13 protein-coding genes are annotated in these 14,920 nt (G+C 65.8%); 8 read left to right on the forward strand and 5 right to left on the reverse strand.

The genetic code is table 11. From position 1 onward, the window contains the following. Positions 1-64: 64 nt before the first annotated feature. Together mutS and BFL28_RS21010 are read left to right on the forward strand one after the other, a co-directional pair. Positions 65-2,638, forward strand: coding sequence for a DNA mismatch repair protein MutS (gene mutS / locus BFL28_RS16610; protein ID WP_069321622.1), 2,574 nt, complete (start codon positions 65-67; stop codon positions 2,636-2,638). After that, a complete protein-coding gene (locus BFL28_RS21010; RefSeq protein WP_158011672.1) occupies positions 2,638-2,787 on the forward strand; it encodes a hypothetical protein in 150 nt (49 codons plus the stop codon). The genes mutS and BFL28_RS21010 overlap by 1 nt, the downstream gene beginning before the upstream one ends. Here the strand turns inward: BFL28_RS21010 and BFL28_RS16615 are convergent. Beyond that, complete coding sequence (locus BFL28_RS16615; RefSeq protein WP_069321623.1) at positions 2,773-3,357, reverse strand: NADPH-dependent FMN reductase; 585 nt, start codon at positions 3,355-3,357, stop codon at positions 2,773-2,775. The genes BFL28_RS21010 and BFL28_RS16615 overlap by 15 nt on opposite strands. A gap of 36 nt (positions 3,358-3,393) precedes the next feature. Between BFL28_RS16615 and BFL28_RS16620 the strand changes: the two genes are divergently transcribed. Further along, positions 3,394-3,597 (forward strand): hypothetical protein, encoded by a 204-nt coding sequence (locus BFL28_RS16620; RefSeq protein WP_069321624.1) that lies wholly within the window; start codon positions 3,394-3,396, stop codon positions 3,595-3,597. Between the two features lie 333 nt (positions 3,598-3,930). Here BFL28_RS16620 and BFL28_RS16625 read toward each other — a convergent pair whose 3' ends face one another. After that, positions 3,931-4,407: a hypothetical protein gene (locus BFL28_RS16625; protein ID WP_069321625.1), complete on the reverse strand. Its 477-nt coding sequence runs from the start codon at positions 4,405-4,407 to the stop codon at positions 3,931-3,933. Between the two features lie 50 nt (positions 4,408-4,457). Then, a complete protein-coding gene (gene uvrB, locus BFL28_RS16630; protein ID WP_069321626.1) occupies positions 4,458-6,647 on the reverse strand; it encodes an excinuclease ABC subunit UvrB in 2,190 nt (729 codons plus the stop codon). A 138-nt stretch (positions 6,648-6,785) separates the two neighbouring features. Between uvrB and BFL28_RS16635 the strand changes: the two genes are divergently transcribed. The 3 genes from BFL28_RS16635 to BFL28_RS16645 all read left to right on the forward strand — a co-directional run bounded on the left by BFL28_RS16635 (position 6,786) and on the right by BFL28_RS16645 (position 13,146). Further along, positions 6,786-7,352 carry a DUF3617 domain-containing protein gene (locus BFL28_RS16635; protein ID WP_069321627.1) on the forward strand — a complete coding sequence of 189 codons (567 nt, stop codon included), beginning with the start codon at positions 6,786-6,788 and terminating at the stop codon, positions 7,350-7,352. A 62-nt stretch (positions 7,353-7,414) separates the two neighbouring features. Then, complete coding sequence (gene ligA / locus BFL28_RS16640; RefSeq protein WP_069321628.1) at positions 7,415-9,547, forward strand: NAD-dependent DNA ligase LigA; 2,133 nt, start codon at positions 7,415-7,417, stop codon at positions 9,545-9,547. Between the two features lie 143 nt (positions 9,548-9,690). Next, positions 9,691-13,146, forward strand: coding sequence for a TonB-dependent receptor (locus tag BFL28_RS16645; RefSeq protein ID WP_069321629.1), 3,456 nt, complete (start codon positions 9,691-9,693; stop codon positions 13,144-13,146). Between the two features lie 79 nt (positions 13,147-13,225). Here the strand turns inward: BFL28_RS16645 and BFL28_RS16650 are convergent, their stop codons facing one another. Further along, on the reverse strand, positions 13,226-13,846 hold the full coding sequence (locus BFL28_RS16650) for a S24 family peptidase (protein WP_069321630.1): 621 nt from the start codon (positions 13,844-13,846) through the stop codon (positions 13,226-13,228). Positions 13,847-13,942: 96 nt separating this feature from the next. Here BFL28_RS16650 and BFL28_RS16655 point away from each other — a divergent pair, with 96 nt between their 5' ends. Both BFL28_RS16655 and BFL28_RS16660 read left to right on the forward strand, forming a co-directional pair. Next, positions 13,943-14,122 (forward strand): hypothetical protein, encoded by a 180-nt coding sequence (locus BFL28_RS16655; RefSeq protein ID WP_069321631.1) that lies wholly within the window; start codon positions 13,943-13,945, stop codon positions 14,120-14,122. Then, a complete protein-coding gene (locus tag BFL28_RS16660) occupies positions 14,119-14,433 on the forward strand; it encodes a hypothetical protein (RefSeq protein WP_069321632.1) in 315 nt (104 codons plus the stop codon). The genes BFL28_RS16655 and BFL28_RS16660 overlap by 4 nt, the downstream gene beginning before the upstream one ends. A gap of 9 nt (positions 14,434-14,442) precedes the next feature. Here BFL28_RS16660 and BFL28_RS16665 read toward each other — a convergent pair whose 3' ends face one another. After that, positions 14,443-14,745 (reverse strand): hypothetical protein, encoded by a 303-nt coding sequence (locus BFL28_RS16665; protein WP_069321633.1) that lies wholly within the window; start codon positions 14,743-14,745, stop codon positions 14,443-14,445. Between the last annotated feature and the right edge of the window lie 175 nt (positions 14,746-14,920).

A 14,920-nucleotide genomic window follows, 5' to 3' on the forward strand; every position in this document is an offset into this window, starting at 1 on the left:
CTGCCATTGTCCCTTGTAGATCGCTGGGCTAACCGCATCGCCGATGAGCGCGGCCCCCACTCCGATGATGGCGCAATATCTTGCGCTCAAGGCGGAGGCCGACGACTGCCTGCTCTTCTATCGCATGGGCGATTTTTTCGAGCTGTTCTTCGAGGATGCGAAGATCGCGGCGCAGGTGCTCGACATCGCGCTGACCGCTCGCGGCGAGCATGACGGTGAACGCATCCCCATGTGCGGTGTGCCGGCGCATTCGGCCGAAGGATATCTCGCGCGGCTGATCAAGGCGGGGCATCGCGTCGCCATTGCCGATCAGGTTGAAACGCCAGAGGAAGCGAAGAAGCGCGGCGGTTCGAAGGCGCTGGTCGCGCGCGCCATCGTCCGTGTGGTGACCGCCGGCACGCTGACCGAGGAAGCACTGCTCGACAGCCGGACCGCTAACTGGTGCGCCGCGGTTGGCGAAGCGAGCGGCGAATGCGCCATTGCCGCCGCCGATATCTCGACGGGGCGGTTCGAGATCCTAGAGTGCAGCGCGGAGGCGGTCGGCGCGGCGCTCGCGCGGCTGAACGCGGTCGAGGTAATCGCCGCCGACACCACGGATCTCCACCTCGCCACCGGTTACCGGCCCAAGGCGGAGTTCGACAGCGGCGCGGGCGAGGCGCGGCTGAAACGACTGTTCGGCGTTGCGACGCTCGACGGCTTCGGCCAGTTCAGCCGCGCGGCACTGTCGGCTGCCGGCGGGCTGACCGCGTATCTCGAACATACCGCCAAGGGCGCGCTTCCCTTCCTGCGCCCGCCGCGCATCACGCGCTCGGACGCGCACATGGCGATCGACGCGGCGACGCGCGAGAGCTTGGAACTGACGGTAAGCCAATCGGGCGCGCGCAAGGGCAGCCTGCTCGATGCGGTGGATCGCACGGTTACCGGCGCCGGCGCGCGGCTGCTTTGCACCGACATCGCCGCGCCGCTGATGGACCGCTCGGCGATCGAGGCGCGGCTCGATCTGGTCCAGCGCTTTCACGACGAACAGAATCTGCGCGACGATCTGCGCGCGTCGCTTCGCGCACTGCCCGATATTGGCCGCGCGCTGGGCCGCCTGGCCGCCGGGCGCGGGTCGCCCCGCGATCTCGGCCAGTTGCGCGATGGTCTGGACGGGGCCTGGCGGCTGGGCGAGAAGCTCGGCAAGCTGCCGCAACCGCCCGAATTGCTTGGCGCCCTCATTCCCGATCTGCGGGGGCATGGCGCGCTGATCGACCTGCTCCAGCGCGCGCTCGTGCCCGCCCCGCCGATCGATGCGGGCCAGGGCGGCTACATCGCCGAAGGCTATGATGCGGCGCTCGACGATCTGCGCGATGCCGGTGCGGGCGGTCGCCGCGCGCTCGCCGCGCTCGAGGCCGACTATCGCCAGCGCACCGGCATCCAGGCGCTCAAGATCAAGCATAACGGCGTGCTCGGCTATCATATCGAGGTGGCGGCCAAACACGCCGACGAGCTGATGCGCCCTGACAGCGGCTTTACCCATCGCCAGACGCTGGCGGGCGTGGTTCGCTTCAATGCGCCCGAATTGCACGAGATCGCGCTCAAGGTGACCCAGGCCGGCGCGCACGCGCTGACCGCTGAGGCCGCGCATCTGGAAGAGCTGACCGCCGCCGCGCTCGACCGGGGTGAGGCGATCGCCGCGACCGCCGACGCACTGGCCCGGCTGGACGTCGCTGGCGCGCTGGCGGAACGCGCGGCGGAAGGCGGCTGGACTCGGCCCGTGCTGGTAGATCACGCATGTTTCGAGGTCGAGGGTGGTCGGCATCCGGTGGTCGAAACCGCGCTGGCCAAAAGCGGCGAGCGCTTCGTCGCCAACGACTGTGTGCTGTCGGAAAGCAGCCGACTGTGGCTCGTCACGGGTCCCAACATGGGCGGCAAGTCGACCTTCCTGCGCCAGAATGCGTTGATCGCCGTGCTGGCGCAGGTTGGTGCCTATGTGCCCGCAGCGCGCGCGAAGCTGGGGCTGGTGGATCGCCTGTTCAGCCGCGTCGGCGCGTCGGACAATCTCGCGCGCGGGCGATCGACCTTCATGGTCGAGATGGTCGAAACCGCCGCGATCCTGGCGCAGGCGACACCGCGCAGCTTCGTGATACTGGATGAAGTCGGCCGCGGCACTTCCACCTATGACGGGCTTGCCATCGCCTGGGCGGTGGTCGAGGCGATCCACGAGGACAATCGCTGCCGCTGCCTGTTCGCGACTCACTATCACGAGCTGACGCGGCTCGCCGAACGGTGCGAGGCGCTGTCGCTCCACCATGTCCGTGCGCGCGAGTGGAAGGGCGATCTGGTGCTGCTGCACGAGGTGGCGGAGGGGCCGGCGGACCGCAGCTACGGCCTGGCCGTCGCGCGGCTGGCTGGCCTTCCGCCGGTGACCATCGCGCGCGCCAAGGCGGTCCTGGCCAAGCTGGAAGCCGGTCGGCAGAAGACAGGTGGGATCGCGGCGGGCTTGGACGACCTGCCGCTGTTCGCTGCGGCGGCGGAGCAAGAGGCAGAGACGGTCGATGCGCTTCGCGCCGAACTGGCCGGCATCGACATCGACGCGCTCAGCCCGCGCGAGGCGCTTGATACGCTCTACCGGCTGAAAACCATGATGGACAGCTGATGCGCGAGAGCGGTCTGGTCGGGATCATCAGCATCGTTTTCAGGACGGTGCGCGACGGCTATGGCACCGCTCGCGCATGGCTGGTGATGGCAGCGTTCGCCGCCCCGCCGCTGCTGCTGCTCGCGCTGATCCTGCTACTGCTGCTCTGACGCCCGCTTCGCCCCGACCGCGTCGACCCACCACATGAACTCGTCGGTGAAGCGCGAAAATCCGCGCGCCAGCGCCGCGCCGCCATCGCCCTGGGGCTGATCGCGTTCGTCCAGCGCCTGGCCAATCTGCGCGACGGTGACCGTCGCGGGCACCACGGCCATTCCCATTTCAGTGAGCGTCGCATGCCATATCGAATTGCTGCGCGCACCGCCCAGCCGTCCGGCCGAATAGCTGACGATCCCCGCCGGCCGCCGCGCCCATTCGGAAAGATAGTGGTCGGTCAAATTCTTGAGGCCCGGCTGCATCCCCCAATTATATTCGCCGGCGACAAACAGGAACCCGTCGGCGTCGCGCAGCTTCTTGGCCAGCGACTCCATCGCTGCCGGTGCCTCGCCTTGCGGATAATCCATGTACCGCTTGTCGAGCATCGGCAGACCGATATCGCGCGCGTCGATCAGTTCGACGTCGTGCCCCTGTGTCGCCAGTTGCGCCACGATCCAGCGCGCGAGCCGGATGCCGATGCGCGCCTCGCGATAGGAGCCGTAAAGAACCAGGATACGGTGCGACATGGCGATACTCCTCACGACACGGGCCGGCTGCCTTCCATGATCGGCACCGCGGGCAACACCATGTCGCGATTCCAGTCCCTCTTCGCGCCTTTCGGGCTGCTGCTCGGCCTGTCGATTGTCGAGCTGCTGAGTGGCCCTGCGCGGTCAGCTGTTCATGGCCGCGCTGATCGCGCGTCACCTGGGGTCTATCTGCTGCCCAAAATGAAAGAGGCCACCGGGGCCATCCCTGGCACCCGGTGACCTCCGACATGGTCAGCGGCCGGAAGCTCCAGCCCGGGAGACCATGCGGGCCGCTTGTCCGCTTGCAGATGCCGTTGACTGGGGGAGAATACCCCCCGGCATCATTCCGGTGGAGGGCTTCCACCGGGAGCAAGTGAACTTAGCGGCGCGTCTCCCGAACGAACTGAACCGACCCCATTGCTGAACCATGAGACATCGGATCACCTCCTTTCGCTTGTTGAACACTGCGCCCCCGACTTGGGAACGAGGCGAGTGTGAATCAATGCGAAAGGCAGAACAAGTCTTGTTTTAATCGGCCGGATCGACGAACTTCAAAGTTCTGGCGCTCACGTCCTAGCGCCGGCAATCCTCAGCGACGCGAAGCACCTCGGCATGGGCTGGTACGACCAGCGGCGGCGCGCCGGGCGTCTCCACGATGAACCGCCCGCGACTAAATCCCATGGCGTCGATCAACCGGTCGCTTGCCGGTAGTGCCCCGGTGACCGTACGCTCGCTGCTCGTAGTGCGGAGCGTGAGCGGGCCGGACGAACCACTGCGGATCAACGACAGCCGCCCTGCTTCACACCGGATCGTGAAGACGGGCGCAGCCGCGCTATAGACCGCGACGCTCCCCTGCCCTTCGCGGCGATAGGACCAGTTGCCCGGCGTCAGCGGCCAGTCCCGCCAATCGCTGCTTGCCGCAGGCGGCGCTGGAGCCGGCACAGGCGCTGGTGGGGGTGCGGGACGGGGTGCCGGCGCAGGCGGCGGCGCTGACGGCGCGACGCAGGCGGCAAGGACGGCGAGCGACGAGAGAGCGAGGAGATGGCGCATGCCGACCCTTATGGGCGAGCGGATGCCGAGCCTCAACCGCCTGGCGCGACTTATCGCTTGCCCCCGCCCCATTTGCGCTGCGTCTTGCCGAACCGGGTCTTGCGCGTGCCGGGCTTGCCCTCGTTGCTTCGCCCCATGACCGGCGCCTTGTGCTCGCCGGCGGGCAGGCCGAGCTCCTCGGCTTCCAGGCTGCGGATCTCGTCGCGCAGGCGTCCCGCCTCCTCGAACTCCAGATTGGCGGCGGCATCGCGCATCTTCTTTTCCAGTTCCTCGATATACGCGCGCAGATTGTGGCCGACCATGTGCGTCGGGCCGTCCTCGATCTCGACCGTGACCTGATCCTTGGACGCGACATGCGCGATGATGTCGCCGATGTTGCGCTTGATCGTGGTCGGCGTGATGCCGTGCAGCTTGTTGTACGCTTCCTGCTTCTCACGCCGCCGGCTGGTTTCGTTGAGCGCACGCTCCATGCTGCCGGTAATGCGGTCGGCATAGAGGATCACTCGCCCCTCGACGTTGCGCGCGGCGCGGCCGATCGTCTGAATCAGCGAGGTTTCGGAGCGCAGGAACCCTTCCTTGTCGGCATCCAGAATCGCGACCAGGCCGCATTCGGGGATATCGAGTCCCTCGCGCAGCAGGTTGATGCCGATCAGCACGTCATAGACGCCCATGCGCAGGTCGCGGATCAGCTCGATACGCTCCAGCGTCTCGACGTCCGAATGCATATAGCGGACCTTGATCCCCGCCTCGTGCATATATTCGGTCAGGTCCTCGGCCATGCGCTTGGTCAGCGTCGTGACGAGGGTGCGGTAGCCGAGCTGCGCGGTCTTCTTGCACTCGACGATCAGGTCCTGGACCTGTTCCTCGACCGGCTTGATCTCGACCGGCGGATCGATCAGGCCGGTGGGGCGGATCACCTGCTCGCTGAACACGCCGCCGGTCTGCTCCATCTCCCAGCCGCCGGGCGTCGCCGACACGCTGACCGTCTGCGGGCGCATCGCATCCCATTCGTTGAAGCGCAGCGGACGGTTGTCGATGCAACTCGGCAGACGGAAGCCATATTCGGCCAGCGTGATCTTCCGCCGATGGTCGCCGCGCGCCATCGCGCCGATCTGCGGAATGGTCTGATGGCTTTCGTCCACGAACAGCAGCGCGTTTTCGGGCAGATATTCGAACAGGGTCGGCGGCGGCTCGCCCGGCAGGCGGCCCGTCAGGAAGCGGCTGTAATTCTCGATCCCCGCGCAGCTGCCCGTTGCGGCGATCATCTCGAGGTCGAAGTTCGTGCGCTGCTCCAGCCGCTGTGCTTCCAGCAGCTTGCCCTCGAGATGCAATTCCTTCAGCCGCTCGGCCAGCTCATGCTTGATCGCTTCCATCGCCTGTTTGAGCGTCGGGCCGGGCGTCACATGGTGCGAGTTGGCATAGACCCGCACATAGTCGAGGTTGGCGACCTTCGCCCCGGTCAGCGGGTCGAACTCGGTAATCTCCTCGATATCGTCGCCGAAGAAGCTGATCCGCCAGGCGGTATCCTCATAGTGCGAGGGGAAAATTTCGAGGCTGTCGCCGCGCACCCGGAAATTGCCGCGCGCGAACGCGGCGTCGTTGCGCTTGTATTGCAACGCGACGAGCTTGCGGATGATCTCGCGCTGGTCGGCGACCTGGCCCTTCTTCAAGTCGAAGATCATCGCCGAATAGGTCTCGACCGAGCCGATGCCGTAAAGGCAGCTGACCGAGGCGACGATGATGACGTCGTCGCGCTCCAGCAGCGATCGGGTGGCCGAATGGCGCATCCGGTCGATCGCCTCGTTTACCGAGCTTTCCTTTTCGATATAGGTGTCGGACCGGGGCACATACGCCTCGGGCTGGTAATAGTCGTAATAGCTGACGAAATACTCGACCGCATTCTCCGGGAAGAACGACTTGAACTCGCCATAAAGCTGCGCGGCGAGGATCTTGTTGGGCGCGAGGATCAGCGCGGGTCGCTGCATCGCCTCGATCACCTTGGCCATCGTAAAGGTCTTGCCCGATCCGGTGACACCCAGCAGCACCTGATCGCGCTCGCCGGCCTTCGCCGCCTCGACCAGTTCGGCGATCGCGGTCGGCTGATCGCCCGAGGGGGTATAGTCGCTGACCAGCTTGAACGGCCGGCCGCCTTCCGACTTTTCGGGCCGGTTGGGCCGGTGCGGCACGAAGTTTTCGCCGGTCTCGGGCTCGGCAAGATTGGTGCGGATCTGAATGGCCATGGCGGCGATATGGTGCCTTTCGCAGATCGTGCAATCGCAGTCCGCTATCGCATGGTCACCAGAACAATCCAAGAACGAAACGACGGTTGCATTGCGCTGGCGAAACAGTTCCAATGAAAGCCGATAAGGAGTCCTGCCATGCGCAATGCCGTGCTGATCCCGTTGATTGCCCTTGCGGCATGTGGCGGCAACGACGTCTCGCTGACCAACGCTTCGCCGCAGGAAGTCGCGAGCAAAGTCGATGCGGCAGGCGGGCTGCGCTTCAAGCCGGGCAAGTGGGAGATCACCGTTCAGACGCTGGCGGTCGATATCCCCGGCCTCGATCCAGCGACGAAGAAGCAGATGAGCGATACGATGCTCAAGAAGTCACAGACCACCGCCAGCTGCATCACCAGCGAACAGGCCAAGAGCCCGCCCGCCGAAGTCATCGCGCGCAGCCAGGGCCGCTGCAAGTACGAGAAGTTCGAGATCGACGGCGGCAGCATCGACGGCACGCTGGTCTGTCCGGCACAAGGAGCGGGTGGTCCGATGAAGATGCGCGTCGCCGGCACGTTCGACGAAACCAGCTTCATGATCGACAACGACATGGAATCGGCCGCGCCCAACGGCCCGGCGATCAAGATCAAGGCCAAGTCGAGCGGCAAGCGGATCGGCGATTGCACGGCGCAGGAAGAGAAGCAGGCGGACGCCGACGCCAAGGGATGATCGCCGCCCCCAGCGTAGCACGACTGGTTGATGCGCCCCGCGCGCGACGGTAGCGAAGCGCGATGGACAACCTCCCCGCAAGCCCCGCGCAGGCCGCCGCCGAACTTGAGAAGCTGGCGGCAGAGATCGCCCGCCACAATCGGCTCTATCATGGCGAGGACGCGCCGGAGATCAGCGACGCCGATTACGACGCGCTGATGCGCCGCAATGCCGCGATCGAGACGGCGTTCCCCGATCTGGTGAGCGCGGATTCGCCGTCCAAGTCGGTCGGCGCGGCCCCCGCCGAGCATCTGGCGAAGGTGCCGCATGCTCGCCCGATGCTGAGCCTCGACAACGCGTTCAGCGATGCCGACGTGATCGATTTCGTGCTGCGCGTGCGGCGCTTCCTGGCGTTGGGCGAGGACGACCGGGTCGCCCTGACCGCCGAACCGAAGATCGACGGCCTCTCCTGCTCGCTGCGCTACGAGAACCGCCGCCTCGTGCTGGCGGCGACGCGCGGCGACGGCCAGGTGGGCGAGAATGTCACCGCCAATGTGCGCACGATCCCCGATGTCCCCGCCACCCTGCCCGACGATGCGCCCGACGTGTTCGAGGTGCGCGGCGAGGTCTATATGGCCAAGGCCGACTTCCTCGCGCTCAACGCCCGCCTTGCGAGCGAGGCGGAAGCGGCGGGCAAGGAAGCTCGGCAGTTCGCCAATCCGCGCAACGCCGCCGCCGGTTCGCTTCGTCAGAAGGATGCCGGCGTCACCGCGTCGCGCCCGCTCCGCTTCCTGGCGCATGGCTGGGGCGAGGCGCAATCGCTGCCGGGCGAGACCCAGTTCGACATCATGCAGGCGATCGCGCGCTGGGGCTTCCCGGTCCATCCGCTGTTCGTCCACTGCGTCCAGGTCGAACCGGCGCTCGCACAATATCGCAGGATCGAGGCGCAACGTGCTGATCTTCCATTCGATATTGACGGTGTCGTCTATAAGGTCGATCGGCTCGACTGGCAGACGCGGCTCGGCTTTGTCGGCCGCGCGCCGCGCTGGGCGATCGCGCACAAGTTTCCGGCCGAACGCGCCGAGACGGACTTGCGCGATATCGACATTCAGGTCGGCCGAACGGGCAAGCTGACTCCGGTGGCACGGCTAGAACCGGTAACGGTGGGCGGCGTCACCGTCACCAACGCAACGCTGCACAATGCCGACGAGATCGCGCGGCTCGGCGTGCGGCCCGGCGACCGGGTCGTGGTGCAGCGCGCGGGCGACGTCATCCCGCAGATCGTCGACAACCTCACGCGCGACCAGGTGCGTGAACGCTGGATCTTCCCCGACCATTGCCCGCAATGCGGATCGGAGGCGGTGGCCGAGGAAGGCGAGGTCGATATCCGCTGTACCGGTGGCCTCATCTGCCCGGCCCAGCGGCTGGAGCGGCTTCGCCATTTCGTCAGCCGTGGCGCGCTGGACATCGAAGGCTTGGGCGAAAAGACGATCGTCGAATTTCTGGACCTGGGCTGGATCGCCGAACCGGCCGATATCTTCCGGCTGGCCGCGCATCGCGACGACCTGATCGGGCGCGAGGGCTGGAAGGACAAGTCGGTCGACAATCTGCTCGCCGCGATCGAAGCGAAGCGCTCGCCCGACGCAGCGCGACTGCTGTTCGGCCTCGGCATCCGCTATGTCGGCATCGTCACCGCTCGCGACCTGCTGAAATGCTATACCACCCTGCCCGCGATCCGCGACCTGGCCGACGCGCTGATCGCGCTGCGCGAGGCGATGCCGGCCGCCCTCGGAGAGACAGGGGCCAAGCATGCCGCACGCGTCGACAAGGCGCTGGCCGAACGGATCGGCGTCGAGAATGTCGGCGCGGCGGTCGGCCATGCGCTGGCCGACTTCTTTCACGAACCGCACAACCGCCATTTGTGGGACGACTTGCTGACCCAAGTCAGCCCGCCGCCATTCGTGCTGGAAACGCGCGAGTCACAGGTGAACGGCAAGACCGTGGTGTTCACCGGAAAACTGGCCACGCTGAGCCGCGACGAGGCCAAGGCGCAGGCCGAATCCTTAGGGGCCCGAGTCGCGGGATCGGTCTCCGCAAAAACCGACTTTCTGGTGGCCGGTGCGGATGCCGGATCGAAAATCGCGAAAGCCGCTTCACTCGGAATCCGTGTCTTGACGGAGGCCGAATGGGCGGAAATCGTTGAGTCGGCCGTTTAGTTCCCGGCTGATGCGTTTTTGCAACGCACAATGGACTTGAAACAACTGTAACAATTCCGCAAAGGAACCTCCCCATGGGGCAGCGCGAGACGGTGATGACACCGCTGTGCAGGCTACAGACAGCCCATCCTAAGGGGACCAAAATGCGTAACCATCTGCTTTTCGGTGCGGCCGTTGCCGCGCTGGTCATTCCTGCCGCGGCAAGCGCCCAGCAGATCACCTCGGGCATTGTCGGCACGGTTACCGATGACGCGGGCTCGCCACTGGCCGGCGCCGAAGTCGTCATCACCGACACCCGCACCGGTGCCGCCCGCACGCTGACCACCACCGCTACCGGCAGCTTCAGCGCTACTGGCCTGGTCACCGGCGGCCCCTACACCGTGGCGGTCACCTCGGCCGGTTTCGAAGGGCAGACGGTCGAGAACATCAACACCACGCTGCAGGGCAACACCAGCCTGACCTTCGCACTGTCGAGCGGCGCGGGCGAGATCGTCGTGACCGGCAGCCGCGTTCGCGCCACGACGCTGGCGGTCGGACCGGGCACGTCGTTCGGTGCCGAAGTGCTGGCCGCAGCGCCGAGCTTCAACCGCGACGTACGCGACATCATCCGCATCGACCCGCGCGTCAGCCTGGACCGTGACGATGGCGGCTCCGGCCAGGACCGCATCTCGTGCCTGGGCGGCAACGATCGCGGCAACACCTTCACCGTCGACGGCATTCCGCAGAGCGACATCTATGGCCTGAACGACACCGGCTTCTCGTCGCGCAGCTCGACCCCGCTGCCGTACGATGCGATCCGTGAGACGCAGGTCCAGTTTGCGCCGTTCGACGTCGACTATGGCCAGTTCACCGGCTGCGCGATCAATGTGATCACCAAGTCGGGCACCAACGAATATACCGCCAGCGCCTTCTTCGAATATTCGAACAGCGACCTGCGCGGCAGCCGCATCGACGGCAACCGCCCGGTCGCCGCGATCCGTCCCGAAAAGCGCTGGGGCGTGACGCTGGGCGGCCCGATCATCAAGGATCGGCTGTTCATCTTCGGCGGCTACGAGCATCAGGAAGCCGGGCAGTCGCAGGACGAGGGTCCCGCCGGTGCCGGCTTCTCGACCGAACTGCGCGGCGTGACGCTCGCCCAGTTCAACGAGATCCGTCAGGTACTGAACCAGACCTATGGCATCGACACCGGCGATCTCGTCTACAACCGCGACTATAGCAACGATCGCTATTTCGTCCGCGGCGACCTTCAGATCACCGATCGCCATCGCCTGGAAGGCACCTATCAGCGCCTCGAGGAATCGACGATCCGCGCGGACGATCTGTTCACCAGCCAGAACACGCCGGGCATCGTCGGCCGCAACACCTTCTACCGCAGCGGCACCGTCTCGAACTATTATTCGGGCCGCCTGTTCTCGCAGTGGAGCGACGCCTTCTCGACCGAACTGCGCTATTCGCGTTCGGAAGTGCAGGACCTTCAGGATCCGATCGGCGGCGGCGAGGCACAGAGCGCCAACCCGATCCCGCGCATCATCGTCGGCGTGGACAACACCGGGACCGGCGTCGTCAACGGCACGGTCGCCGCTGGCCCGGGCAACTCGCGTACAGCGAACGACCTGCGCACGAAGGTTCAGCAGTATCGCGCGGTCGGTAACCTCAGCCTCGGCAACCATCGGATCAAGGTGGGCGCGGAGCTGAATACGGCGGACCTGTTCAACCTGTTCGTCCAGAACGCGACCGGCACGCTGATCTTCCGCAACGTCGCGGACCTGCGCGCCGGGCTGCTGTCGCCGGGCACCGGCAACAACCAGCTGAGCACGCTGCCGAACAACATCGTCTCGGGCGCGACCGAGGGTGCGTTCGGTGCGTTCTCGTCGACCGGCAACATCACTGACGCGGCCGCCAAGTTCGATCGCAGCATCTATTCGATCTATGCCCAGGACGAAGTGACGCTCGATCGCCTGAAGGTGACGGCAGGCGTGCGCGCCGACTGGTATGATGGCGGCGCGCCGCGCTACAACCCCGTGTTCGCCAGCCGCTACGGCTTTGGCAACAACAACGGGTTCAGCAAGCTCGATCCGGTCATCCTCCCGCGCGTCGGCTTCACCTACGACTTCGACAATGACGGGCTGTTCACCCGGTCGCAGCTGGTCGGCGGCGTCGGCATCTTCTCGGGCGGCGATCCGCTCGTGTGGTTCGGCAACGCCTTCCAGAACGACGGTCGTGGCTTCTCGGTCGGCAACACCCAGGCTGCCGGCTGTCCCACGGGCCAGATCAGCGTCCTGAGCGGTGGTCGGTTCACCGGGGTGCCGAGCTGCATTTCGACCAATGCCATCGCGACCGCGGCACGCGGCGAAGGCGCGACCCAGTCGATCGATCCGGACCTGAAGATCGCAACCGTCGTTCGCGCGAACCTCGGCTTCAAGACGCAGCTGAACTTCGCGAGCAGCGGCTTCTTCAGCGGCTGGCAGGCGAACCTCGACTATATCTATTCGGAGTTCCGCAACCCCTACACCTATGTCGATCTGGCTCAGACCATCGACATTCGTCGCGGCCTGAACGGCTATACGATCGACGGCCGTCCGATCTATTCGACGATCGATCCGCTGCAGGCAAGTTGCGCGGCACGCCTGACCAACATCGGCGCACCGCCGGTGTTCGCGAATGTCACGCCGGCATGCTTCACCACCTCGTCCAACCGGGTGGACGAACTGATGTTCACGAACCAGGACGAAGGCTATCGCAGCCACGTCGCATCGGTTCTGCTGTCGAAGAATTTCGAAGGCGGACTGGTGACCAGCGGCGGTTCGACCTGGGTTTCGCTCGGTTATGCGTACACCAACTCGCATGATCGCAGGAACATGTACAACTCGACGGCCGGGTCCAACTATGACCAGACCGCCGCGTTCGACCGGCAGAACCCCGACTCCTCGCCGGGCTTCTACCAGAGCAAGCACAACATCAGCTTCTCGACGAACTTCAAGAACGAGTTCGTCAGCGACTTGGCGACGGCGATCGGCTTCACCTTCGTCGCGCGCTCGGGTCGTCCGTACAGCCTGACTTGGGCCGGCAACGGTCAGTTCAACGCGCCGCAGTCGGGCAACGACAACGCGCTGGTGTACATCCCGACCGGCGTGAACGATCCGAACATCTCGCCGCTGTCGAACGCAGCTGCGGTCCAGCAGCTGGTGGACTTCAGCAACGGCCTCGACTGCGCGAAGAAGTTCTCGGGCCGTACGGTGACGCGTAACAGCTGCACCAACGACTGGTATTTCGACCTCGACCTGACCTTCTCGCAGGAACTGCCGGGGCCGGGCCGCCTGTTCGGCCGCAACGACCGCATCCGCGTCTATGCGATGTTCGACAACTTCCTGAACTTCCTCGACAACAAGTGGAACGTCCAGCGTCGTCGCAACTTCTATGGCGTCCAGGACATCGCTCAGCTGAGCACCGCGACGGTTGGCGGCCTGCCCTCCGCCGTGGATCCGCAGGGCCGCTACGTCATCTCCGGCTTCACCGGGAATACGTTTGTCGAGGATAACCAGATCAACGTGTCGTCCTCGGTATGGCGCCTCAAGTTCGGCGTCAGCTACAACTTCTGACCTGACACGCTCGTCAGATCGACCGCCGCTCCAGCGATGGAGCGGCGGTTTTCTTTTGCTCGCAAGTTCTCCATCGCCCTTACACCAGCGCGCGGTGCAGCCAGACCACGCGGCCGATGACGTCGATCGCACCGGCCGGCACGACCAGCGTCTCGAACCGCGGATTGTCGCTGACGACCTCAACCTCCTGACCGATCGCGCGCAGCCGCTTGACGCTGAGCAGCCCATCGCGACGGAAGACGAAGATGCCAGCGCGCGGGCCCAGCGTGCGGCGCGCGCGGTCGACCAGGATCTCGTCCCCGTCGAACAGGTTCGGCTCCATCGACGCGCCTTCGACTCGCAGCGTCGAGGCCGTGTCGGGCCGCACGCCCAGCCGCCGCAACAGGCCCGGGTCCAGCAGCATCTCGCTGCGTCGCTCCGCATCCACTGCCCTGCCCGGCCCTGCCGAGGCGCCGGCATCTATCCGCAACACCGCCACCATGCCTTCGGCCACCGGCCCGCCCAATGCTGCGTCGGCGATCCCAAGATAGCGCGCGAGCTTGCGCCGATCGGCCTCGGCCAGCCAGCGCGGCGTCCCCCGCGTGACGAATTGCTGCAGATAGGCAGGGTTCCGGCCGATCAGTCGTGACAGCGCGGCCAGCGATTCGCCGCGTGCCGTCGCTGCCCTCGCCAGGACCTGTCGCTGAGCCGATGAATTCATCTCCTATCCATAGCCGTAGGATTTTTCCTAGACAAGTTGGAAATGAGAACATTCAATGAACATCGCGGCGACTCGCCGTGAAGTGAAGAGGCGGAAATGGCAATTCTCGGGAAGGTTGAACGGTATCTGCGCGAGCACGGGGTCGCGCAAACCAGGTTCGGTCGAATGGCAGTGGGCGATCCGCGGCTGGTCGGCGATTTGCGCAACGGGCGCGAACTACGCCCTGCGACTCGCGAGCGGGTCGAGGCGTTCATGGCAGGTGCGCACCAGCGATGAGCCGCGGTCCCGATGCGGCAACGCTGCTCGAACGTGCACTGATCAGGGCTGCAGCCTGCAGCGACTTGGCGCTGACCGTCGAGGCAACGGACTGGACTCGCTGGGCCAGCGCGACCTTCACCGGCGCCCGGCATGACCTGGTGGTCAGCGCGCCAAGCTCGGCTGCCACGTCGGCGTGGCTGGATCGGCTCGGCGAGCATGAGTTCCGCCTGCCCGGCCATCTCGTCGCGGAACTTGCCATCGTGCGATCGCATCGCGCGGACGATCGCACGACAGCGACGATCGAGGTGTTGACCGTCGAGTCGCGCTGACCCGATGGTTCAGGCGCGCACCGCCATCCGGCGCAGCATTTCGAGTGTGTTGCCAAGCCCCTGCGCCGCATCGGCCGGCGGTGCCGCCTCGGGCGCCGCCGCCTGGCTGCGCCGGGCAATGCCCCGCTCCAGTCGGTCCAGCAGGGAATGGACCGTCGCCACCGTTTCCGGCGCGGTGATCGGCGCGGTCTGGGGCGCAGCGGCCGGCGTGGGCGCAAGCGCAAAGGTTTCGAACCGCTCGCCCACCTCGTACAACGGCGTGATCGGCTTGGGCTGCAGCGGCGCGACGGGGCGCGGGGCGGCAAGCGGCACGTCGGGTACGGCGCCCGGGTCGAACGCTGCCAGCGGCTGGTCGAGATCGCGCCTCTTTACAACTCTCAGACTGCCGGCGAAAAGGAAGGGCAGGAACTTGTCTGCGTGCGTGCCCTTTTAAAGAAGAAGAATTCAAAGTCGGTTTCCACTACTTCTCACATGAATCCCACAGAGA

Source organism: Sphingomonas turrisvirgatae (genome assembly GCF_001721295.1).
GTDB lineage: Bacteria > Pseudomonadota > Alphaproteobacteria > Sphingomonadales > Sphingomonadaceae > Sphingomonas > Sphingomonas turrisvirgatae.

Coding starts and splice junctions, on each gene's coding strand:
- BFL28_RS16615 (WP_069321623.1), bottom strand. CDS start 3,357: ATGTCGCACCGTATCCTGGTTCTTTACGGCTCCTATCGCGAGGCGCGC.
- mutS (WP_069321622.1), top strand. CDS start 65: ATGATGGCGCAATATCTTGCGCTCAAGGCGGAGGCCGACGACTGCCTG.
- BFL28_RS16660 (WP_069321632.1), top strand. CDS start 14,119: ATGAGCCGCGGTCCCGATGCGGCAACGCTGCTCGAACGTGCACTGATC.
- BFL28_RS16650 (WP_069321630.1), bottom strand. CDS start 13,846: ATGAATTCATCGGCTCAGCGACAGGTCCTGGCGAGGGCAGCGACGGCA.
- BFL28_RS16625 (WP_069321625.1), bottom strand. CDS start 4,407: ATGCGCCATCTCCTCGCTCTCTCGTCGCTCGCCGTCCTTGCCGCCTGC.
- ligA (WP_069321628.1), top strand. CDS start 7,415: ATGGACAACCTCCCCGCAAGCCCCGCGCAGGCCGCCGCCGAACTTGAG.
- BFL28_RS16655 (WP_069321631.1), top strand. CDS start 13,943: ATGGCAATTCTCGGGAAGGTTGAACGGTATCTGCGCGAGCACGGGGTC.
- uvrB (WP_069321626.1), bottom strand. CDS start 6,647: ATGGCCATTCAGATCCGCACCAATCTTGCCGAGCCCGAGACCGGCGAA.
- BFL28_RS16645 (WP_069321629.1), top strand. CDS start 9,691: ATGCGTAACCATCTGCTTTTCGGTGCGGCCGTTGCCGCGCTGGTCATT.
- BFL28_RS16635 (WP_069321627.1), top strand. CDS start 6,786: ATGCGCAATGCCGTGCTGATCCCGTTGATTGCCCTTGCGGCATGTGGC.
- BFL28_RS21010 (WP_158011672.1), top strand. CDS start 2,638: ATGCGCGAGAGCGGTCTGGTCGGGATCATCAGCATCGTTTTCAGGACG.
- BFL28_RS16620 (WP_069321624.1), top strand. CDS start 3,394: ATGATCGGCACCGCGGGCAACACCATGTCGCGATTCCAGTCCCTCTTC.